Annotated in this window: 20 protein-coding genes; 7 read left to right on the forward strand and 13 right to left on the reverse strand. The window is 64.5% G+C overall.

All coding sequences use genetic code 11. The features are described from left to right. Positions 1-88 precede the first annotated feature (88 nt). From ACNFHO_RS01785 to ACNFHO_RS01795, 3 genes are all read left to right on the forward strand, one after another. Positions 89-703, forward strand: coding sequence for a LysE family translocator (locus ACNFHO_RS01785; RefSeq protein ID WP_416764956.1), 615 nt, complete (start codon positions 89-91; stop codon positions 701-703). A gap of 88 nt (positions 704-791) precedes the next feature. Further along, positions 792-1,424 (forward strand): LysE family translocator, encoded by a 633-nt coding sequence (locus ACNFHO_RS01790; protein ID WP_416764958.1) that lies wholly within the window; start codon positions 792-794, stop codon positions 1,422-1,424. 99 nt (positions 1,425-1,523) lie between these two features. Beyond that, on the forward strand, positions 1,524-3,755 hold the full coding sequence (locus ACNFHO_RS01795; protein WP_416764960.1) for an ATP-binding protein: 2,232 nt from the start codon (positions 1,524-1,526) through the stop codon (positions 3,753-3,755). A gap of 96 nt (positions 3,756-3,851) precedes the next feature. On the opposite strand, the gene ACNFHO_RS01800 is transcribed toward ACNFHO_RS01795, so the two are convergent. The 10 genes from ACNFHO_RS01800 to ACNFHO_RS01845 form a co-directional block, all read right to left on the reverse strand. After that, complete coding sequence (locus ACNFHO_RS01800) at positions 3,852-6,032, reverse strand: ATP-binding protein (RefSeq protein WP_416764962.1); 2,181 nt, start codon at positions 6,030-6,032, stop codon at positions 3,852-3,854. Between the two features lie 106 nt (positions 6,033-6,138). Beyond that, on the reverse strand, positions 6,139-6,702 hold the full coding sequence (locus tag ACNFHO_RS01805) for an NUDIX hydrolase (protein ID WP_065862549.1): 564 nt from the start codon (positions 6,700-6,702) through the stop codon (positions 6,139-6,141). A 20-nt stretch (positions 6,703-6,722) separates the two neighbouring features. Then, complete coding sequence (locus tag ACNFHO_RS01810) at positions 6,723-7,469, reverse strand: GntR family transcriptional regulator (RefSeq protein ID WP_054892021.1); 747 nt, start codon at positions 7,467-7,469, stop codon at positions 6,723-6,725. Positions 7,470-7,555: 86 nt separating this feature from the next. Beyond that, the gene (locus ACNFHO_RS01815) at positions 7,556-7,945 is read right to left on the reverse strand and encodes a carboxymuconolactone decarboxylase family protein (RefSeq protein WP_054892020.1); all 390 of its coding nucleotides are present in this window, start codon (positions 7,943-7,945) and stop codon (positions 7,556-7,558) included. Positions 7,946-8,070: 125 nt separating this feature from the next. Next, positions 8,071-8,556 carry a flavin reductase family protein gene (locus ACNFHO_RS01820; RefSeq protein WP_065862551.1) on the reverse strand — a complete coding sequence of 162 codons (486 nt, stop codon included), beginning with the start codon at positions 8,554-8,556 and terminating at the stop codon, positions 8,071-8,073. Between the two features lie 13 nt (positions 8,557-8,569). Continuing rightward, positions 8,570-10,051, reverse strand: a complete 1,482-nt coding sequence (locus ACNFHO_RS01825) for an aldehyde dehydrogenase (RefSeq protein ID WP_416764965.1) — start codon at positions 10,049-10,051, stop codon at positions 8,570-8,572. After that, positions 10,048-10,881: an alpha/beta fold hydrolase gene (locus tag ACNFHO_RS01830; protein WP_063545281.1), complete on the reverse strand. Its 834-nt coding sequence runs from the start codon at positions 10,879-10,881 to the stop codon at positions 10,048-10,050. Before ACNFHO_RS01830 ends, ACNFHO_RS01825 begins: the two co-directional genes overlap by 4 nt. Before the next feature lie 60 nt (positions 10,882-10,941). Continuing rightward, on the reverse strand, positions 10,942-11,538 hold the full coding sequence (locus ACNFHO_RS01835) for an amino acid synthesis family protein (RefSeq protein ID WP_054892016.1): 597 nt from the start codon (positions 11,536-11,538) through the stop codon (positions 10,942-10,944). A 234-nt stretch (positions 11,539-11,772) separates the two neighbouring features. Further along, on the reverse strand, positions 11,773-12,816 hold the full coding sequence (locus ACNFHO_RS01840; protein ID WP_414155663.1) for an LLM class flavin-dependent oxidoreductase: 1,044 nt from the start codon (positions 12,814-12,816) through the stop codon (positions 11,773-11,775). 141 nt (positions 12,817-12,957) lie between these two features. Then, positions 12,958-13,443: a flavin reductase family protein gene (locus tag ACNFHO_RS01845; RefSeq protein ID WP_125929614.1), complete on the reverse strand. Its 486-nt coding sequence runs from the start codon at positions 13,441-13,443 to the stop codon at positions 12,958-12,960. Between the two features lie 318 nt (positions 13,444-13,761). On the opposite strand from ACNFHO_RS01845, the gene ACNFHO_RS01850 reads away from it, so the two are divergent. After that, positions 13,762-15,165 carry a purine-cytosine permease family protein gene (locus tag ACNFHO_RS01850; protein WP_054892013.1) on the forward strand — a complete coding sequence of 468 codons (1,404 nt, stop codon included), beginning with the start codon at positions 13,762-13,764 and terminating at the stop codon, positions 15,163-15,165. Positions 15,166-15,208: 43 nt separating this feature from the next. Here the strand turns inward: ACNFHO_RS01850 and ACNFHO_RS01855 are convergent, their stop codons facing one another. Both ACNFHO_RS01855 and ACNFHO_RS01860 read right to left on the reverse strand, forming a co-directional pair. Next, a complete protein-coding gene (locus tag ACNFHO_RS01855) occupies positions 15,209-16,834 on the reverse strand; it encodes a methyl-accepting chemotaxis protein (RefSeq protein ID WP_416764969.1) in 1,626 nt (541 codons plus the stop codon). A 233-nt stretch (positions 16,835-17,067) separates the two neighbouring features. Next, the gene (locus ACNFHO_RS01860; RefSeq protein ID WP_063545277.1) at positions 17,068-18,270 is read right to left on the reverse strand and encodes an NAD(P)/FAD-dependent oxidoreductase; all 1,203 of its coding nucleotides are present in this window, start codon (positions 18,268-18,270) and stop codon (positions 17,068-17,070) included. Positions 18,271-18,548: 278 nt separating this feature from the next. Here ACNFHO_RS01860 and ACNFHO_RS01865 point away from each other — a divergent pair, with 278 nt between their 5' ends. Continuing rightward, complete coding sequence (locus tag ACNFHO_RS01865) at positions 18,549-19,091, forward strand: RrF2 family transcriptional regulator (RefSeq protein WP_063545276.1); 543 nt, start codon at positions 18,549-18,551, stop codon at positions 19,089-19,091. On the opposite strand, the gene ACNFHO_RS01870 is transcribed toward ACNFHO_RS01865, so the two are convergent. After that, positions 19,088-19,426 (reverse strand): cupin domain-containing protein, encoded by a 339-nt coding sequence (locus ACNFHO_RS01870; RefSeq protein WP_063545275.1) that lies wholly within the window; start codon positions 19,424-19,426, stop codon positions 19,088-19,090. The genes ACNFHO_RS01865 and ACNFHO_RS01870 overlap by 4 nt on opposite strands. Positions 19,427-19,553: 127 nt before the next feature. Here ACNFHO_RS01870 and ACNFHO_RS01875 point away from each other — a divergent pair, with 127 nt between their 5' ends. Together ACNFHO_RS01875 and ACNFHO_RS01880 are read left to right on the forward strand one after the other, a co-directional pair. Beyond that, the gene (locus ACNFHO_RS01875; protein WP_063545274.1) at positions 19,554-20,453 is read left to right on the forward strand and encodes a LysR family transcriptional regulator; all 900 of its coding nucleotides are present in this window, start codon (positions 19,554-19,556) and stop codon (positions 20,451-20,453) included. A gap of 113 nt (positions 20,454-20,566) precedes the next feature. Next, positions 20,567-21,766 carry an MFS transporter gene (locus tag ACNFHO_RS01880; RefSeq protein ID WP_063545273.1) on the forward strand — a complete coding sequence of 400 codons (1,200 nt, stop codon included), beginning with the start codon at positions 20,567-20,569 and terminating at the stop codon, positions 21,764-21,766. The last annotated feature ends 18 nt before the right edge of the window (positions 21,767-21,784 follow it).

A 21,784-nucleotide genomic window follows, 5' to 3' on the forward strand; every position in this document is an offset into this window, starting at 1 on the left:
CTAAGGGTGTCGGCAATATACGAAAGATAATCCCCGCGCGGAATCCGTAATCTTCCTTTCAACCAGACCTCTGAAAGGAACACCCGAAATGACCCTCAGTGTATTGGCCGCGTTCTGGGCCGTGTCGTTGTTGTTCGTCATCACCCCCGGCCCCGACTGGGCTTACGCGATTTCGGCCGGGATGCGCGGCCGTTGGGTGATGCCGGCAGTGGCCGGGATGTTGTCTGGGCATTTCATGGCCACCCTGGTGGTGGCGGCCGGGGTCGGTAGCCTGATCGCAGGGCACCCGCTGGCACTGACGCTGCTGACCCTTGCCGGTTGCCTGTACCTGCTGTGGCTGGGGGGCAACCTGTTGCTCAAGCCGGCGGCGCCGCAGGCGGGAGTGGTTAAGGCGGGAGAGACCGGTTCGCGCTGGGCGCTGCGCGGATTTTGTGTCAGCGGGCTCAACCCGAAGGTGTTCCTGCTGTTCCTGGCCTTGTTGCCGCAATTCACCGACCCCACCTCCAACTGGCCGCTGCCGCTGCAGATCCTGCTGCTGGGGCTGGTGCACCTGTGCAGTTCGCTGGTGATCTACCTGATGGTCGGCTACGGCGCCAAGGCCGTGCTGCGCACCCGGCCACAGGCGGCGCAGATCGTCGGGCGGGTGTCGGGCGCGGTGATGATCGCGATCGCGCTGGGGCTGATTGTCGGGCAGTTCGGATGAATGCCTGGATTTGCAGGGGCAGCCGTTCCACGATGGCCTCGACAGCGGATACACTTCGCGCTCCCCTCGCACGCCAAGGATGCGCCCGATGCCTGAGTTATCCCACCTGCTGGCTTTTGCCCTGATCGCACTGGGCATGGTCCTGACCCCCGGCCCGAACATGGTCTACCTGATCTCCCGCTCGATCTGCCAGGGGCGGATTGCCGGGTTGATCTCGCTGGGCGGCGTGGCCATGGGCTTCGTCTTCTATATGCTCTGTGCCGCGCTGGGCATCACCGCACTGGTGATGGCCGTACCTTACGCCTATGACGCACTGCGCATCGGTGGCGCGCTGTACCTGCTGTACCTGGCCTGGCAGGCGCTCAAACCAGGCGGGCGTTCGCCGTTCCAGGTCCGCGACCTGCCGGCCGACAGCCCGCGGCGGCTGTTCATGATGGGTTTTCTGACCAACCTGCTGAACCCCAAGATCGCGGTCATGTACCTGTCGCTGATGCCGCAGTTCATCGAGCCGGGCCATGGCAGCGTACTGCTGCAATCGCTGGTGCTGGGCTCCACGCAGATCGTCATCAGCGTCACGGTCAATGCGATCATCGCCCTGATGGCCGGCTCCATCGCCGTTTTTCTCGCCGGTCGGCCACTGTGGCAGCAGGCTCAGCGCTGGTTGATGGGGACAGTATTGGCCGCGCTGGCGGTGCGCATGCTGGCTGAAGGGCGTCGCTGAAGGCGCTGATGCGAAGACGGATGGAACGTCTGCGCTGCGCTGATTTCATATCCTCAGATACTCAATACAGTGCCCGGAAACACTGATGGTCTGCATGACATGAAATCACTACAGGACGGTGATACCGAACACGCCCGGCCCCCGGCGCCCGCCTTTCTGATCAACGGCGGCACGGTCGGCTCGCTGCTGCAGAGCCTGGAATGGACCGAGTCGCCGCTTGGCGCCCCTGGCACATGGTCATTCAGCCTGCAGACGCTCATGGCGACTATCCTCCCGGCCAAGGCCCAGATCGTGCTGTTCTGGGGGCCGGAGTACGTGGCGCTCTACAACGATGCCTACGCCCCGACCATCGGTGCCAAGCATCCGCGTGCGCTCGGGCGGCCTGCCCGCGAGCACTGGAGCGAGTTGTGGGACGATCTCGAACCGTTGCTGCGCAATGTGCGTGAAACCGGCGAGACTTTCTCGGCGCGCGACCGTCCGTTCTACATCGAGCGCCGGGGCCTGGGCGAGACCGCTTATTTCGATGTCTCCTATTCGGCGGTACGCGAGGCCGATGGCAGCGTGGGTGGGGTGCTGTGCATCGTCACCGAAACCACTGAGCGCGTTCAGTTCGAGCGGCGCCAGGCGTTCCTGCTGGCATTGGGCCGGGCGCTTCCGGGGATGGACGAACCCGAGGCGATCGAGACCTTTTCCACCCGCCTGCTCGGTGAGGAGCTGGGCGCCTGCCGGGTGTGCTTTGCCGAGGATCTGGGCGATGACGAGCGCTATGTCGTCGCCCGTGACTGGGTCGATGGGGTGCCGTCGCAAACAGGGGAGCACTTCTGGCGCGGACATGACGGGTTGTTGCGCGAGCAACTTCAGGCGGGGCATGGGGTTCATGACGACTATCCGGCTGGCGCCTCCAGAGACCTGTGCGCCAGCCTGAAGGTGCCGCTGCTGCGCAGCGGTGTGCTCGACGCCATGCTGTGTGTCTACTTCAATCGCCCTCATGCGTTCGTCGACGATGAATGTCAGCTGGTGGAAGAGGCGGCCAAACTCACCTGGTCTGCGATCATCCATGCTCGCTCGGAGCGAGCGTTGCGCGCCAGCTCCGCGCACCTGGAGGCAACGCTGGCCGAGCTGATGACGCTCAACGCTACGCTGGAGGAGCGAGTTGCCAGCATGCTGGCCGAGCGTGAGTCCGACCTCATGCAGTTGCATGAAGCACGCAAGATGGAGGCCGTCGGCCAACTGACCGGCGGCATTGCCCATGACTTCAACAATATGCTCACCCCAATTATCGCCTCACTGGAGCTGATCGCCCGCCGGCCGGACGACGCGGCGCGTTCGACGCGTCTGATCGAAGGCGCCCTGCAGGCCGCGGAGCGGGCACGCAGCCTGGTCGGCCGTCTGCTCAGCTTTGCCCGGCGCCAGACCCTCAAGCCTGAGCCCGTCTGCCTGGCTGCACGGATCGGTGACATGCACGGATTGATCATGCGCTCGCTGGGGCCGACCATCGAGGTACAGGTCGATGTCGACCCGGCGCTGCCGGCAGCGGTGGTGGACCCGCATCAACTGGAGCTTGCGCTGCTCAACCTGGTGCTCAACGCGCGCGATGCGATGCCAGGCGGTGGCAGGTTGAGGATTCGTGCGGGGCTGGACGCAGCACGGGCAGCAGATCGGCCTGCAGGGCCTGGGCAAGGGGCGATGGTGTGGCTGGAGGTGGCCGATAGCGGCTGCGGTATGAGCGATGAGGTGCTGGCGCGCTGCTGCGAGCCATTCTATTCCACCAAGGGCGCGGGCAAGGGCACCGGGCTTGGCCTGCCGATGGTGCAGGGGCTTGCACTGCAGTCTGGCGGCGGGTTTGCCATTCGTTCGCAGCCGGGGCAGGGGTCGACAGCGACATTGTGGCTGCCGACCACTGACGCCGAAACCCTGTGTCGGGATGACCCGGTGGACGAAGTGTCCAGGCCGACGCGCCCGGTCAGGGTATTACTGGTGGATGACGAAGCCATCGTGCTCCATGCCACGGCAATGCAGCTGCGTGACTTGGGGTATGAAGTGAAAGCGGTCTTGAGTGCGGCCGAAGCCGAGCAGGTGCTGGAGCAGGGATTCGCCGTGGAAGTGCTGGTGACCGACCAGATGATGCCCGAGCGGACCGGCGCCGAGTTCGCCCAGGCGCTGCGGCGGCGTATGCCGGCGCTGCCGGTGTTGATCATCACCGGCTATGCCAACCTCACGCCGCGTGAGCTCTGTGGCTTCGAGGTATTGCGCAAGCCGTTCCGCCGGGCGGAGTTGGCGCAGAGCCTGGCGCGCTTGCTGCCGCTGGTTTACGCGCAATCCGAGGGCTGACGTCGTTTCCTGTGGGGGCGGACCCTGCAGACTCCAGTTGCAAAGACCCAGCGCCCACTGATCCCATCGCACAAATACTGTGCAAGGCCGTTGCAGCTACTGCGTGAGCACCTGATCCAGCAACTGGCACACCTGCTCGGCCGAATACGGCTTGGCCAGGAAGGCGAAGCCCTGATGCCCCCCTTCGGCAATGGCATCGCTGTAGCCGGAGGTGAGGATCACCGGCAGTTGCGGCCTGGTGCGGCGCAGTTCCCGGGCCAGAGCCAGGCCGCCCATACCGGGCATTACCACGTCGGAGAACACCACATCGAAGCCTTGCGGTGTCATGTGCAACTGCGCCAGTGCATCCTCGGCACTGGTCGCCCAGCTGATCTGGTAGCCATGATCCTTGAGTATCTGCGCGGTAAAGCTGCCGACGTCGCGGTTATCCTCCACCACCAGGATGCGCCGCGGCCGGCTGTCGACCGGGGCATTTGCAGCGCTGGCGAGGCTCTGTTCGGTTTCCGGGGGCGAGACCTGAGGCAGGTACAGGGTGAAGGTAGTGCCCTGGCCCGGCACGCTGGTGACCTGCACGTCGCCGCCGGACTGCTTGACGAAGCCGAACACCTGCGACAGGCCCAGGCCGGTGCCATGGCCCGAGGCCTTGGTGGTGAAAAACGGGTCGAAGATGCGCTCCAGCAATTCATGGGCGATCCCGACGCCGCTGTCGATCACCGAGATCGCCGCGAACACCCCAGGCTGCCCCGAGTGCCCACGTTGCGCCGGCATCAGCTGGTCTGGCCGCAGGCGCAGGCGCAGCGTGCCTTCGCCGTTCATGGCGTCGCGGCCGTTGATCATCAGATTGATCACCGCCGTTTCCAGCTGGCCAAGGTCGGCGCGGATATGGCAGGGCGTCTCGGGCAGATCCAGTTTGACCTGGATCCGTGCGCCGGTAGCGGTGTCGAGCATGTCGGCCATGGCTTCCAGCCGCGGGCCCACTTCGAACACCTGTGGGCTCAGGGCCTGGCGGCGGGCGAAAGCGAGCAGTTGGCCGGTGAGCTTGGCGCCGCGATCGACGGTGTCTGACACGGTCTTGAGGTAGCGCTGGCGGCGACTGTCATCCAGTTCCGGGCGCTGCAGGAAATGCAGCGACGAGCGGATGATGGTCAGCAGGTTGTTGAAGTCGTGGGCGACACCACCGGTGAGCTGGCCGATGGCTTCGAGCTTCTGGGTCTGGCGCAGTACGGCCTCGGTGTGCAGCAACTGTGCGGTACGTTCTTCGACACGCTGCTCAAGAGTGGCGTTGAGCGATTCGAGCGCCTGCATCGCTTCGCGTACTTCGGCATGTGCCTGAACCCGCTGGATGTGCGCCCAGCTACGCTCGGTGACTTCGCTGATCAGCGCCCGCTCGTAGCCGGTCCAGGCACGCGGCTGCTTGTCATGGATGGCCATCAGCGCCGTCAGGCGCCCATCCTTGATCAGCGGCATGCAGATGGTCGCAGTGATGCCGATGGCCTGGAAGGTCGCGGCCTCCTGCGGTTCGAGCTCGCTGAAGTTGTCGTTGATCACCAGCGCCAGGCCTGCGCGCAGGCGCTGTACGGCCAGGCGGCCGAAGTCGGCGAGACGATATTGGCCGAGCAGACGCGGCGAGCCGGGCGTGACCCAGTCTCCGCAGATGGTGAAACCGTCCTGATCGGGCTCCATCACTGCGTAGGCGCAGCTCGACAGGCGCAGGTGCTCGCCCAGCTTGCGGGTGGTGATGGCCAGGATCCGGTCCGGCTCGGTGGCGTTGGCCACGGCGCGGCCGAGGTCGTCGAGGAAGTTGAGGCGGCGGTTGGCGACCACGCTGGCGGTGGTTTCGGTGACAGTGTCGAGCATGCCGACGATCTGGCCGTCCTGGTCGCGGATCGGGCTGTAGCAAAAGGTGAAATAGGCACGTTCCGGCCCGTTGTGGCGGTCGATGATCAGCGGGAAGTCTTCGATGTACACCGCCTCGCCGTCCAGGGCGCGGCGGGTCATGGCGCCTATATCGTTCCAGGCTTCATGCCAGACGTGGCTGAAGGGGCGACCCAGGGCCAGAGGCTTGTCGCCGAGGATTTCGCTGAAGGCATCGTTGTGCAGGGTGATCAGGTCATCGCCCCACAGCGCCGCCTGCGGGAATCGCGAGGCCAGGCACAAGGCCACGGTGGTCTTGAGCACGTCGGGCCAGGCATCAATTGCGCCCAGGGGCGTTTTCGCCCAGTCGTGATTGCGGATGCGTTCGGCCATTAGCCCGCCGCCATCCAGCCATTTCGCCATGAGGTTTGCCGCTTCGTTTGCGTGGAGGGGATAGGGTGCACCGAGAATGTCGGGCTGGCGAGCGATTTGTGAGACAGGGCCGGCCGTGTTGAGGGGCGGGCGCTATTCAGCGCATGAAATGCACCTTGCCGGTGTCGTCATTGCCCATGTAGATGCCATACACCCCGGCCTGGCGTTCGAGGATGTAGCGTTCGAGGATCTGGCGGATCGCCGGGTAGTAGATCGCGTCCCAGGGAATGTCCTCGGGCGCGAAGAAGCGGTAGTCGAGGGTCTCGGGGCCGAACTGGCCGGTCTCTTCGGTGGCGATGGCGCGGAAGATGATGTACACCTCGCTGATCTGCGGCACGCTGAAGATCGAATACGGCGAGACGATGTCCGCGCGCACGCCGGTTTCTTCCCAGACCTCGCGCAGCGCCGCCTGCTCGGTGGTTTCGCCGGCCTCCATGAAGCCTGCGGGCAGGGTCCAGGTACCAGGACGTGGCGGGATGGCGCGCTGGCACAGCAGGTACTTGCCGTCGCGTTCGATGATGCAGCCGGCGATGATCTTCGGGTTGATGTAGTGGATGTAGCCGCAGGCGGGGCAGTGCAGGCGCTCGTGGGTGTCGCCGGTGGGAACGCCCCGGTCCAGTGCCGTGGTGCATTGCGGGCAGTAGCGCGGGGCGTTGGGCATGATCGGTGGCCTGTGGGGGGTTAAATGCGTGGATCCTTCAGCGCCAGGGGCTCGACCATGTCGCGAACCTTGGCATTGTCGTCCTGCTTCTGGCGCAGGTAGTCCAGTGCCACCTTGGCGGCGGCGCGTACGTGGTCGACCGAGGCCTGATGAGCGGCCAGCGGGTCGCCGCTCTTGATCGCCTCGACCATCTTCTCCATTTCACGGTTGCTGGCGCCGCGGCGGTTTTCCTGTGAGACCGAGGTGGCGCGCAGGTAGCTGATACGTGCCTGCAACTGGCGCAGCTGGGTAGCGGCGACGTGGTTGCCGGAGCCTTCGAGCAGCACGTCGTAGAAGCCCTGTACCGAATCGAGCACCTGCTGCAGCTCGCCTTCCTCCAGCGCTTCGCGGTTTACGTCAAGGGCGCGCTCCAGAGCGCGGATGTCCTTGGCTTTGGCGTTGAGGGTGAACAGTTGGACGATCAGGCCTTCGAGCACGCAGCGCAGCTCGTAGATGTCGCGGGCGTCTTCCAGGGTGATGATGGCCACGCGCGGGCCCTTGGCATCGGCGAACTCCACCAGCCCCTCGGACTCGAGGTGGCGCAGGGCTTCACGCACCGAGGTACGGCTGACGCCGAGACGGTCGCACAGGTCGCGCTCGACCAGGCGGTCGCCCGGCAGCAGGTGGAAGTTCATGATCGCCCCGCGCAGCTTGTCGAGCACGATTTCGCGGAGCGTGACGGGGTTGCGGTTGACCTTGAAGCTGTCGTCGAGTGGCTGGCGTTTCATCAGGTGCGCTCTTTATGAGGCTGTTGCGCCAACGTCGGAGTGCCCCGAACCCAGGCGCTCCTTGCAGTGGTTCGAACAGCCCGCTGTTAACGGGTTGGCTCCGCATCGGCTTCGGCGAACGCTTCGCGGGCCAGGCGGAAGCTGTCCACCGCCGCGGGCACGCCGCAATAAATGCCGACCTGGAGCAGGATTTCGCGAATCTGTTCACGGCTCAGGCCGTTGCGCAAGGCGCCGCGGATATGCAGCTTGAGCTCGTGGGGCCGGTTGAGGGCGGAAATCATCGCCAAGTTTATCATGCTGCGCTCTTTGAGCGATAAGCCGTCGCGGCCCCAGACATGACCCCAGCAATACTCGGTGACCAGCTCCTGGAGCGGCTTGGTAAAGTCGTCGGCGTTCTGGATGGAGCGGTTGACGTAGTCCTCGCCCAGCACCTGGGTGCGGATCTGCAGGCCTTTCTCGTACTTTTCATTGCTCATTGCAGTGCTCCGAATGAAAACAGGGGCCGCAACCGAGGGTGAGTCGATTAGCGCGGCCCCTAAAAACAGGGACATCGGTGTGGGCTTCTTCGCGGGTGAACGCGCGAAGCAGACCGCGCGGTCTATCAGCCCAGCGAGGGCAGGGCGCCAAGCTTGCCCTTGTGATAGACCATCGGTGTCACCGGCTCGGCCGGCAGCACCAGGTTTTTCACCGCGCCGACGATGATCGCGTGATCGCCGCCGTCGTACTCGCGCCACAACTCGCACTCGATGATCGCCGTGGCCTTGGCCAGCAGCGGGTTGCCCAGCTCGCTCAGGTGCCAGTCGATGCCTTTGGCCTTGTCCTTGCCTTTACCCGCAAAGGCATAGGCCTCGGCGGTCTGGTCGGCCGACAGCAGGTGAATGGCGAACTGCTTGCTGTCGCGCAGGATCGGGTAGGTGTCGGAGGCGTAGTTGGGGCAGAACAGCACGAGCGCCGGCTCGATCGACAGCGCGCTGAAGGCGCTGGCGGTAATGCCGACGATACCGCCATCGCCATCGAGCGTGGTGACCACGGTCACGCCGGACGGGAAGGAGCCCATCACGTCTTTATAGATGCCAGGTTCGATCATCTCGTGCTCCTTCTCAACGCATCACAAACGGATCGGGCATTGGCGCGGTGGACAGGTTGATCCACACGGTCTTCAGCTCGGTATAGGCCAGCACCGAATCGATGCCGCTCTCGCGACCGTAGCCGCTGTTCTTGAAGCCGCCGATCGGCGCCATGGCCGAGACTGCGCGGTAAGTGTTGACCCAGATGATCCCCGAGCGCACGTCGCGCGCCAGGCGATGGGCACGGCCCAGGTCGCGGGTCCAGATGCCGGCGGCAAGGCCGAACTGCGAGTCGTTGGCCATGGCCAGCGCCTCTTCCTCGGTCTTGAAGCGGATCACCGCGGCGACCGGGCCGAACACCTCTTCCTGCATGATGGTCATCGAGTTGCTGTCGCACTCGAACAGGGTCGGCTCGTAGAACCAGCCGTCGCCCTCGACCTCGGCGCGCTTGCCACCCAGGCGCAGCTTGGCGCCCTCGGCCTTGGCCGCAGCGACCAGGCCTTCGACCACGGCCAGTTGCTGGGCGGTGGCCATCGGGCCCATTTCGCTGGCGTCGTCCTGCGGGTTACCGATGCGGATGCGCTTGGCCCGCTCGATCAGGCGCTCGACGAACGCGTCGAAGATCTCGTCCTGCACCAGCAGGCGCGAACCGGCCACGCAGCTTTGTCCGGAGGCGGCGTAGATGCCGGCCACTGCGCCGTTGATGGCGCTGTCCAGGTCGGCGTCGGCGAAGATGATGTTCGGCGACTTGCCGCCCAGCTCCAGCGACAGCTTGGCGAAGTTCTCGGCGCTGCTGCGCACCACATGGCGGGCAGTGGCGGCGCCGCCGGTGAAGGCGATCTTGCGCACCAGTGGATGACGGGTGAGCGCCGCGCCGGTGCTTGGGCCGTAACCGGTGACGACGTTGACCACACCGGCCGGGAAACCGGCTTCCAGCGCCAGGCGGGCCAGCTCCAGGATGGTGGCCGACGCATGCTCCGAAGGTTTGAGCACGATGGTGTTGCCAGCGGCCAGGGCCGGGGCGAGCTTGATCGCGGTCAGGTACAGCGGGCTGTTCCACGGGATGATGCCAGCCACCACACCGATGGGCTCGTGCACGGTGTAGGCGAACAGGTCGGGCTTGTCCAGCGGCAGGGTGCCGCCTTCGAGCTTGTCGGCAAGGCCTGCGGTGTAGTGGAAGAATTCCGGCAGGTAGCCGACCTGGCCGCGGGTCTCGCGGATCAGCTTGCCGTTGTCGCGGCTTTCGAGCTGGGCCAGGTGCTCCTTGTTCTCGGCGATCAGGTCACCGAGGCGGCGCAGCAGCTTGCCCCGTGCGGTGGCGGTGAGCCCGCGCCAGGCCTTGCTATCGAAGGCGCGCCGGGCGGCCTGTACCGCCAGCTCGACGTCCTGCTCGTCGGCATCGGGCAGTTGCGCCCAGGCCTGGGCGGTGGCCGGGTCGAGGCTGTCGAAGGTCTTGCCGCTCTGGGCATCGCGCCATTGGCCGTCGATGCACATCTGGAAACGAACGAGGGTCATGCAACTATCCCCTTGGCGGATTCGGTGAGGGTGCGGGCTTGGCTCAGGAAGTCCAGCAGCATGCGGTTGACTTCGCGCGGAGCCTCAACGGGCATCATATGCCGTTGTTCGGCCAGGACCACGCTGCGGGCGCCGGGAATGCGCGCGGCGAGCTGGCGGGTCATGGCCGGGGTGGAGCCGGAATCGAGTTCGCCGGTGGCGATCAGCGTTGGCACCTGGATGCTGCCCAGGTCCGCTTCGCGGTACATGTCCTGGGTGGCGAACAGCGAATAGGTAGTGTGGTAGCCCTGGGGGTCGTTGCTGGCCAGCACCTGGCGGATGGCCGCGACCTGGGCCGGGTTGGCCGCCTTGTATTCGCGGCTGAACCAGCGGTCCAGGGCCGCGTCGACGTTGGCGTCCGGGCCAAGCTCGGCAGCCTGCGCGGCGCGGGCGATGACACCGGCGCTCTGCTCGGGGCTGCGGTTGAACACGCTGTTGAGCACGACCAGAGCCGCCAGCCGCTGCGGGTAGTGCAGGGCGAAGGCGCGGGCGACCAGGCCGCCCATGGAGAAGCCGATGACGGTGGCCTGGGGAATCTGCAGGTGGTCGAGCAGTTCGGCGAGCTGGGTGGCGTAGCCTTGCAGGTCGGTGTCCGGCGCGGGCAACGCGCTCTGGCCATGGCCGAGCATGTCGTAGGCGATGACCCGGTAGTCGGTGGACAGGCCGACGAACTGGCCACCCCACATTTCCTTGTTCAGGCCCACGCCGTGGATCAGCACCACGGGTTGGCCCTGGCCGAGGCTCAGGTAGCTGGTCCCGGCAGGTGTACGTTCAGCGACAGGCTGAATCATGGATGGCGCTCCTTGAAAGGCCGGTGCCGTGACGCTTGGCTCCGGCCCGTCTGCTTATTGTTATTGAGCGTTGGCTTTCTCGGCAGCCAGTTCTTCCAGGTCGATGTAGCGGTTGCCGATACGCGGGTGCAGGCGGCCACCGTCGGAGGCGCCCAGGACCACGACGATCTCGTCGGCGCGCGGAGCGTCTTCGATCTGCATTTCCAGGGTGATGTAGTGCGAGCGCAGGCCTTCGTCGTCCTTCTGCATCATCGGGATCTGGATCGAGGTGCCCGGGCCGCCGCGCTTGTTGGTGAAGCTCAGGTAGCTCTTGGCCTGGACCGCTTCACGGTAGTGGTTGCCAAAGCGCAGGGTGTGGATCACCGCCGACGCGTGCTCGATCTCACCCTCGGCACCGACCACCGCTGCCTTGCCGTATGCCTCGATCTTGTCGGCACCACCGATGGCGGCGGTCAGGCGCTCGACCATCAGCGCACCCAGTTCGGAGCAGTTGGCGCGGATTTCCGGCTTGAGGTCTTCGACAAAACCACGGCCAGCCCATGGGTTCTTGATCACCACGGCCAGGCCGACCATGGTCACTGGTTTGTCGGTGGCCTTGCCGCCTTCGATGCGGGTTTCTTCGGAGTAGGTGACGATCTTGCGGATTTCGAAACTCATGGGGGGGCTCCTGGTGAGGGTTATCAGCTCTTGTTGTCTGATGGTATACCATAATATTTGATGTGCAAGAGGGGGCGGGAAATTTCTCCTGCGGGGGGGACGAAAGGTGTGCTGTGCCGCGGTTTTCTGGGGTGTCTGTACTGATCTTCTGGTGGGCAGACGCAGTTGAAGCGCAGCCAAAAAAATGCCCGCTCTCACAGGTCATGAAAGCGGGCAGGTGCAGCGGGCTACCGATCAGGCAAACGCTGGCACCACTTCCTTGATGAACAGCTCCAGCGATTTACGTTTCTCTGCGTGCGGCAGGCTGTTGTCACACCAGAAGCTGAATTCGTCGACGCCCAGTTCCTGGTAGTACTTGATGCGCGCAATGATTTCTTCGGGGGTGCCGATCATGGTGTTCTTGCGGATGTTCTCCAGCGCGAAGGCCGGTACCTCGGCGAACTTGGACTCGGGGCTGGGCTCCAGGAAGCCATTGACCGGGGTGGTCTTGTTGCCGAACCAGGCATCGAAGGTGCGATAGAAGCGCGAGATCGCCTGGGCGCCGATCTTCCAGCCATCGGGCTCGGCCGGGCTGTGCACGTGGGTGTGGCGCAACACCATCAGTTGCGGGCGCGGCACTTCAGGGTTGTTGTCCAACGCGGCCTGGAACTTGTTCTTCAGGTCCAGCACCTCTTCGTCACCCTTCATCAGTGGGGTGACCATGACATTGCAGCCATGCTTGACCGCAAAGTTGTGCGAGTCCGGGTCGCGGGCGGCGATCCACATCGGTGGCATGCCGTGCTGCACAGGCTTGGGTACGCTGGTGGAGGTGGGGAAGTTGTACACCTCGCCTTCGTGGGCGTAGTCGCCCTGCCACAGGGCGCGGACCGCCGGGACCATCTCGCGCAGGGCCTTGCCGCCGTCGGTGGCGGGCATGCCACCGGCCATGCGGTCGAATTCGAACTGGTAGGCACCGCGGGCCAGGCCCACTTCCATGCGACCATTGCTGATCACATCGAGCAGGGCGCATTCGCCAGCTACGCGGATCGGATTCCAGAACGGCGCGATGATGGTGCCGGCGCCCAGACGGATGGTCTCGGTACGGGCAGCCAGGTAGGCCAGCAGCGGCATGGGGCTGGGCGAGATGGTGTATTCCATGGCGTGGTGTTCGCCGATCCATACGGTGCTGAAACCGCCGCGCTCGGCCATCAGGGTCAGTTCGGTCAGGTCTTCGAACAGCTGGCGGTGGCTGACCTGGTCATCCCAACGTTCCATGTGTACGAACAGCGAAAACTTCATGGGGCTTTCCTCGGAGCTTGTTGTGGTCGATGTGGGGACGGCGCGGCACAGGGAAACAAGCCGCGTCCTGAATGACACCGGCAGGGCCGGTGATCGCGGGACGAGCCCGCTCCCACAGAGTCTTGCGTCGAACTGCAGGTATCAGGCGAAGGCGGGCAGGCTGGCCATTTTGCCGCGGCAGTAGACCATCGGTCGTGGGGCGTCCTCAGGCACGATCAGGTTGTGTACCTTGCCGACCATGATGGCGTGATCGCCACCTTCGTACTCGCGCCACAGCTCGCACTCGATGATCGCGGTGGCACCGGCCAGCAGCGGGTTGCCCAGCTCGCTCAGGGCCCACTCGATACCGCTGGCCTTGTCCTTGCCCTTTTTGGCGAATGCATAGGCTTCGGCCTGCTGCTCGCCGGACAGCAAGTGGATGGCGAAGCGCTTTTGCTTGATCAGTACAGGATAGGAGTCGGAGCTGTAGTTGGGGCAGAACAGCACCAGCGGCGGGTCCATGGACAGGGAAGAAAAGGCGCTGGCAGTGAGGCCGACGACCGAGCCGTCGTCGTCCAGGGTGGTGATGACGGTGACGCCGGACGGGAAGGAGCCCAGGACGTGCTTGTAGACGGTTGCGTCGATCATGGCGTGTACCTCTAAGGGGCGTGCGGTGGTCCGCGTTTTTTATCGTTGATGTGTCTGATGGTATACCGTAATACCTATATTGCAAGCAGAATTTTCCGCGCACCGGAACACACGATGAACGGTAAAGGCCCCGTATTCATTGGTCTTGATTGCTAGAGCACTGCGCCACAGTGGCGCACAAGGCAGATCAGATGCGCTGAAAAAGCACAGCGCAGTGTTGTCAAAAGTTTGGAATACCATAATATGGTCTTCAGCTGAGAGGCCGCCCCGAGCGGTTTCCATACAAAGATAAAAATGATCCTTTCGAGCTGAAATCCTATGTCCCAACCGTCGTCGCAACACCAGTTTGTCGAGAATCACACGGTCGATCATGTTCCCCCCTCCGAGCGCCACGGGAAGGCGCGCGACCTCTTCACCCTCTGGTTCAGTACCAATATCGCGCCACTGCCGATCGTCACCGGCGCGATGGTGGTCCAGGTGTTCCACCTGAACCTGCTGTGGGGCCTGGTCGCCATCGTGATGGGGCATCTGCTGGGCGGGATCGTCATCGCCCTGGCCTCTGCGCAGGGACCGCAGCTGGGCATTCCGCAGATGGTGCAGAGCCGCGGCCAGTTCGGGCGCTACGGCGCATTGCTGATCGTGTTCTTCACCGCGCTGATCTATGTCGGCTTCTTCATTTCCAACATCGTCCTGGCGGGCAAGTCGATCCACGGCATCGCCCCGAGCGTGCCGATGCCCACGGCTATCGTCATCGGTGCCCTGAGTGCCACGGCCATTGGCGTGATCGGCTATCGCTTCATCCATAGCCTGAACCGCATCGGTACCTGGGTGATGGGCTCGGCGCTGCTGGCCGGCTTCATCATGATGTTCGCCCAGGAGCTGCCAGCCGACTTCTTCAGTCGCGGGGCCTTCAACCTGTCGGGCTTCATCGCCACGGTGTCGCTGGGCACCATCTGGCAGATCAGCTTCTCGCCCTACACCTCCGATTACTCGCGCTACCTGCCGCGCGAGATCGGTATCGCCAAGCCGTTCTGGGCGACCTATTTCGGCGCGACCCTGGGCACCATCCTGTGTTTCAGCTTCGGGGCGGTGGCGGTGTTGTGCGTGCCTGAAGGCACTGATGCGATGGATGCGGTCAAGCAGGCCACTGGCTGGCTGGGGCCGGTCCTGATGGTGCTGTTCCTGCTCAACATCATCAGCCACAACGCGCTGAATCTGTATGGCGCGGTGCTGTCGATCGTCACCGCGATCCAGACGTTCGTCGCTCACTGGACGCCGAGCGTGCGGGTGCGGGTAGTGCTGGCGTCGGTGATCCTGTTCGGGTGCGGGCTGGTGGCGCTGAATGCCTCGGCGGGGTTCATCGGCCAGTTCATCGGCCTGATCCTGGCACTGCTGCTGGTGCTGGTGCCCTGGGCGTCGATCAACCTGGTCGACTTCTACCTGATCAAGAAGGGCGAATACGACATCGCCTCGTTCTTCCGCGCCGATGGCGGCATCTACGGTCGCTTCAACCACCACGCCATCGTTGCCTATGTATGCGGGATCCTGGTGCAACTGCCGTTCGCCAATACGGCGCTGTATGTGGGGCCGTATTCGAACATCGTCGAAGGCGCCGACCTGTCGTGGCTGTTCGGGTTGCTGGTGACGGTGCCGCTCTATTATTGCCTGGCCACTCGCGGCAAGGCGCTGAAGGCGGGACGTGCGCTAGGTGTGAGCGACTAGTTGATGTGCAAGAGGGCCGCAAAGCGGCCCTCGGTGTTTCAGTTCACACCTTGAACTGCGCCACCATCCCGTTCAATTCCACCGCCAGGCGCGAGAGGTCCTGCGCCGCGGCGCTGGTCTGGTTGGCTCCCGCAGAGGTCTGCATCGCCAGGTCACGGATGTTCACCAGATTGCGGTCTACCTCACGCGCCACCTGGGCCTGCTCTTCGGACGCGCTGGCGATCACGAGGTTGCGCTGGTTGATCGCGGCGATCGCCTCGGCAATCAGCTCCAGTGCCTGACCTGCGGCCTCGGCGATCTCCAGGGTGCCGCTGGCACGGCCCTGGCTGCTGTGCATCGAACCCACGGCGCGCTCGGTGCCGGTCTGGATACCCCCGATCATCTGCTCGATCTCGGCCGTGGACTGCTGGGTCCGGTGGGCCAGCGCGCGCACTTCATCGGCGACTACGGCAAAGCCACGTCCGGCTTCACCGGCCCGTGCCGCCTCGATGGCGGCGTTGAGCGCCAGCAGGTTGGTTTGCCCGGCAATCGAGCCAATCACATCGAGCACGCGGCTGATTTCGTTGGCGCTGGTGGCCAGTTGTTCGATCTCGCTGGAGGTGCCGGTGACGTCCTCGACCAGTTGCTGGATCGAACTCAGCGCCTGGTTGACCTGGTCGCGGCCATCGCGGGTGGTCTGGTCGGCGCCTTTGGAGGCGTCGGCGGTGCTGACCGCGTTGTTGGCCACTTCCTCCACCGCAGCCGTCATCTGGTTGACCGCAGTGGCGGCCTGGTCGATCTCCGCGCTTTGCTGGTGCAGGCCGCGGCTGGTGTCTTCGGTGACGGTGTGCAGCTCTTCGGACGCCGAGGCCAACTGGTCGGACGAGGCCGCGATCTTGCGGATGGTGTCGCGCAGGCTTTCCTGCATGCGGCTCAAGGCCCGCAGCAGCAGCGCCGGCTCGTCACGACCGACGATGCGGATTTCCTGGGTCAGGTCGCCGGTGGCCACGCGCTCGGCAACGCTCACGGCTGCGGCCAGCGGTACGACGATGCTGCGGGTCAGCAGCACGGCGATGGCCACCAGCGCGAGGATGATCACCACCAGCGACAGCACGATCAGTGTAAAGGCTTCTTCATAGGCGTCACTGCTGCGCTGCGAGGCTTTGTCGGCACCGTCGGAGTTGTACTGCATCAGGGTGCCGAGCGCTTTCATCATCGAGTCGGCGTACTCGGCCAGCGGGCCGTTGACCAGGCGCCTGGCCTCGGCAATGTCGCCGTTGGCCGCGGCATCGCGGATCGACTTCTGCAGGCCGTGGTAGCGCTGGGAGAGAGAGACGAAGTTATCGAACAGGGCGCGGTCGTCCTTTTCGATGATGGTCGATTCGTAGGTTTTGATGCCTGCTTCGAGCGAAGTATTGATCTCGCCGATGCGGCCGAGGGTGGTCTGGCGGACGGCGGGATCTTCCTCGATCACGCTGCGCAGGGTCATGGCACGGGCGCGGCCGAGATTGGTGCCGACCTCGTTCAGGGCAATGATCGCCGGCATCCAGGTGACGCGGATTTCATCGGTGGCGCTGTCCATGCGCCGGGTTTCGTACAGCGATATCAGACCCATGACCAGCACCAGAACGCCCAGCAGCGTAAATACGCTGGCTGCCCGGATACCGATCTTCATATTCCTTAAGTGCATGGAGCTACTCCTTGAATGTGGCGTGCAGGCTTCAAGCGCTGGGTCGTGGTGCCGGAATCGGCGAAAGGGGCCAGGCGTCTCGGTGCGCTGCGGGAAAGTACAATGTCCTTAACTTTAGTAGGTTTTTTGACGTCAATAATGCCACGGTGCCACTATTATTGACCAGTCATTCAATGTAACTACACGTATAAACAGATCCGTCATTTTTTGACGGATCTGTCAGGTTTATTCGCTTAAACGATGGCGATCATTGGATCGGCAGCGGCCAGGGCCTTGCTGCGATCAGCCTCGGGCGGGTAGATCCACACCGAGTTGATCTGGCGCTTGAGCTGCTTGCCTTCATCGCCCTGCAGCTTCAGTTCACGGTCCCACCCTTCGCTGAACGCCGCGCCCCAGTCGCCCAGGTCGAGGCAGGTGACGTACTTGGGCTGGCGATACACCACCGGCGCCTCGCCGAGCAGGTCGGCCATGGCGTTGTTGCCCGAGTGACGGCCCATGGGGATGGCGTGCTGGCAGGTCATCAGCGCGTGGTTGCCCAGGTCATCGACTGCGGCCCAGGCCACGTCGCCGGTGGCGTAGATATGCTGCTGGCCGATGACCTTGAGGTGCTCGTCGACGCGCAGGCGACCCTGGGCATCACGTTCGCCGGCGATCTGCGCGGTCAGCGGGCTGGCCTTGACGCCTGCGGTCCAGATCACCGTCTTGCTGGCGATGTACTCGCCGTTATCCAGGGTTACGCCACCGGCATCCACCGCGATCACCGAAGCATTGGTGAGCCATTGCACGCCGGCGTGCTGCGAGGCGGCAACGATGGCTGGGGTGATGCCTGCACCCAGGGCTGCACCGACCTGTGCGCCGCGATCGATCACGATCACGCGGATATTGGCCTGCTCGCCGAGTACTGCGCGCAAGCGGGCAGGCATTTCGGTGGCGGTCTCGATGCCGGTGAAACCGCCGCCGCACACCACCACGGTGTTGCGGGCCGGGGAGGCCGGCAGGCTGGCGAGGTCGGTCAGGTGTTGCTCCAGCTTGATCGCCGACTCCATCTGGTCGACATCGAAGCTGTGCTGGTCCAGACCCGGTACGGCAGGGCGGGCAACCTGGCTGCCGGCGGCCAGTACCAGGCGCTCGTAACCCAGTTGGCGGGTCTGGCCATTGGCGTCGATATAGGCGACCGAACGTGCGTCGGCATCGATGGATTGGGCATGGCCCTGGATGAAATTCACCCCTACAGCCTCGAACAGCTCGCCAAGCGGCGCTTTCATGGTGTGCACATCGGCTTCGTAGAAGCGCGGCCGGATGCGCAGTTCGGCCTGCGGCGCGAGCACGCTGATGTGGATGTCGCCACGCTTGGCGAGGTCGAGCAGGCGGGCGGCGCTCAGGGCGCTCCAGACGCCGGCAAAACCGGCACCGATGATCAGGATGTGTGGGTTCATGGACAGGCTCCGCGAGAGGATCGAAGGGGTTTGGGTCGAGGTCCGGCGTGCGTTGCTGCGCTTGCCGAATAACTACGACTCTATTGGTCGTAGTTTAAAGCGACAAGCTTTTTTTTAGCGGGCAGTCGCAGGCGGCCCTCGCTTTGCAGGTGAACCAGCGATAAATCAAGGGTTCTGGGTGATTGAGGAAAATAGGCAGGCGACCGATGGTGGCCGATGGCTTTGCCAGTTTCTGGGGAAGGGCGTACTATTTGCGACAAATTTGGTCGGAGATTGATATGTCGTTATACAGCGCGGGCGTCGAGTACGGCATTCACTGCCTGCTGTTCCTCATCGACGAGCGCGGCGACAGCCGCGAGTCCAGCGTGCGTGATCTCGCCGAACTGCAAGGGGTGCCGCAGGAATACCTGGCCAAGGTCTTCACCAAGCTGGCGCGTGCCGGGCTGGTGGCGGCCACCGAGGGCGTGCGTGGCGGTTTTCGCCTGGCCCGGCCTTCGGACGAAATCACCGTGCTGGATATCGTCAACGCCATCGATGGACCGAAGAAGATCTTCGATTGCCGCGAGATCCGCGAGCGCTGCTCGCTGTTCGACGGCGCAGCGCCCGGCTGGGCCACCGAGGGTACCTGTGCCATCCATGCGGTGATGCTCGGCGCGCAGAAACGCATGGAAGAGGCACTGGCCCAGCAGACCATCCTCGACCTGGCGCGGCGCTTCGGGCGCAAGGCGCCGGCCGAGTTCGGGCAGAAGGTCAATGACTGGATGAGCGAGCGGCGCGATGGCAAGGGTGGGGCAGGAGACATCGCGCTCAAGCAGCTCTAGCGCGTAGGGGCTGTGTAGAACACTGCCAGCCAGACCGTCGTCGCATCGGCCTGCGTCCACTCCACGCGATGTCGGCAATGCGGCGGGATATCCAGGTGGTCGCCTGCCTTCAGTACCCGCGTTTCGCTTTCGTGCTCCAGGCGTAACCCGGCGCTGCCGGTGAGAACCACCACCCACTCGCCTTCGGCCTGGTCGTACCAGAAATCGGGCGGACTGCATTGGCCGCTGGAGACGATGCGCTCGATGCGCAGCCCTGGGCGGCGCAGCAGTTCGTCGAATTGCTCGGCGGCCGCAGGGTCGAGCGGGGGCAGGGGGCTGAACAGGTTGTCGGGCATGGACGTTTGCCTTTCTTGATTCCGGACGGTGATTGTAGGAAGGTTCCGGGATTTTCCGCACGGAGCTAGGTTGTTACGGAGCTACCTTACGGAGCTACTTTACGGCACTGCGCAAGGAATCACGCCAATGGACAAGCTGCTGGCCATCAAGATGTTCATGGCGACTGTTGAAGCCCAGGGCTTTTCTGCTGCCGGCCGACGGCTCGGGGTTGCGACCTCGTCGGTGACACGCCTGGTCGATGCGTTGGAAAGCGAGCTGGGTACCAGCCTGCTCAACCGCTCGACCCGGCAGGTCAGCCTGACCGAGGCGGGTGTCGGCTACTACCAGCGCGCCCGCGCTATCGTCGCGGCCTTGGCCGAGGCCGATGCCAGCGTCGCCGATCGCGGGCAGGAACCGGTGGGCGTGCTACGCCTGTGCCTGCCGGTGGAGTTCGGGCGGCGGATGATTGCGCCGCACCTGGGCCGCTTCATGGCCCGCTACCCCTCGCTGGAGCTGGATATCGACCTGAGCGACCGCTTCGACGATTTGCTCGACGGGCGCTACGACCTGTCCATTCGCCTGGGTGATCCGGCGCCGAGCGACGAGCTGGTCAGTCGCACCCTGGGCACTTTCGAACGCTGGCTGGTGGCCAGTCCGGATTACCTGGCCAGCCATGCTGCGCTCGAACACCCCGCGCAGTTGAGCGAGCATGCCTGTTTGCGCTTTCGCTATAGCGGCCTGGGGCGACCTTGGCAACTGCGCCAAGGAGACGAGCTGATCGAGGTGGATGTGGCCGGGCCCTTGCGCTGCGCCAACTCCGACTTGCTGCGCGAGGCGGCGGTGGCGGGCAGTGGCGTCAGCCTGCTGGCAGACTGGCTGGTGCGCGACGATGTCGCTGCCGGGCGTCTGGTGCGGTTGTTCCCGGGCTGGCAGGCCAATCCGATCGCTGCCAGTTGCAATATCAACGCCCTGTACCTGCCCAACCATCGCTGGTCGCGGCGGGTAACGGCGTTCATCGAGTTCTGCGAGTCGTTGCTCAGGCCCTGAGCGTGGTGGCGTTGCGCCTGGCGCAAAGCCGCTTTGCGTTGCGTTCCGATTCCCTCGGCAGGCCCTGGCCGCTAAGGTGCGTGGCATGTCTTGCCATGTGTGAATAATCTGAAATGACTGCTTCTTTAGCGACTTCCTCTACATCCGGCACGTCACTGAGCCGAGGCCTGGTGACACTGCTGGCGTTCTGCTGCGGTGCCATCGTTGCCAACATCTACTACGCCCAACCCATCGTCGGCCTGATCGCGCCGGACCTTGGGCTGTCCACCGAGCGTGCCAGCCTGATCGTCTCGCTCACCCAGCTGGGCTACGCCCTGGGGCTGCTGTTGCTGGTGCCGTTGGCCGACCTGGTGGAGAACCGTCGGCTGATGATCGCCACGGCTGTGCTGTCCTGCGCCAGTCTGCTCCTGGCGGGCAGCAGCGGGCACGGCCAAGGTGAGCTGTTTCTCGGTTATGCCTTGCTGATCGGCTTCAGTTCGGTGGCGGTGCAGATGCTGATCCCACTGGCTGCGCATCTGTCGCCGGAGCAACAGCGGGGCCGGGTGGTGGGCAACATCATGGGTGGCCTGCTGTTGGGCATCCTGCTGGCGCGGCCCTTGTCGAGCCTGGTGGCCGATCACTTCGGCTGGCGTGCCGTGTTCCTGGGGGCGGCGGTGCTGATGGCGGCAATCGTCGTGCTGCTGGCCGTGACCCTGCCGCGGCGGGTGCCGGAGCACAAGGCCAGCTACGTCGAGTTGATGGCCTCGCTGGGCGGGCTGCTGCGGCGCTACCCGTTGCTGCGCCAGCGCTCGCTGTATCAAGGCTTGATGTTCGCGACGTTCAGCCTGTACTGGACCGCCGTGCCGCTGGCACTGGCAACCGAGCATGGCCTGTCGCAGAGCCAGATCGCCTTGTTCGCATTGGTGGGCGCGGTGGGCGCCATTGCGGCCCCGATTGCCGGGCGCCTTGCCGATGCCGGGCATGCGCGCCAGGCGTCGTTGCTGGCCCTGGTGCTGGCGCCGTTGTCGCTGCTGTTCGGGCTGAGCGCGCCGGGCTACAGCGTGATCGGCCTGGGGTTGACCGGGGTGCTGCTGGACTTCGCCGTGCAGATGAACATGGTGATCGGCCAGCGTGAGATCTACGCACTGGACCCAGCCAGCCGCGGGCGGCTCAATGCCGTGTACATGACCAGCATCTTCATCGGCGGTGCCCTGGGTTCGGCAGTGGCCAGTGCCTTGTATGCGGGTTATGGCTGGAATGGCGTGGCGCTGGTGGGCGCGGTATTGCCGGGGCTGGCGCTGGTGATCTTCCTGATGGTTGCTCGGCGGGCTTGACCCACCCTTCGGTAGGCG

Source organism: Pseudomonas sp. NY15374 (assembly GCF_048068255.1).
Lineage (GTDB): Bacteria > Pseudomonadota > Gammaproteobacteria > Pseudomonadales > Pseudomonadaceae > Aquipseudomonas > Aquipseudomonas machongensis.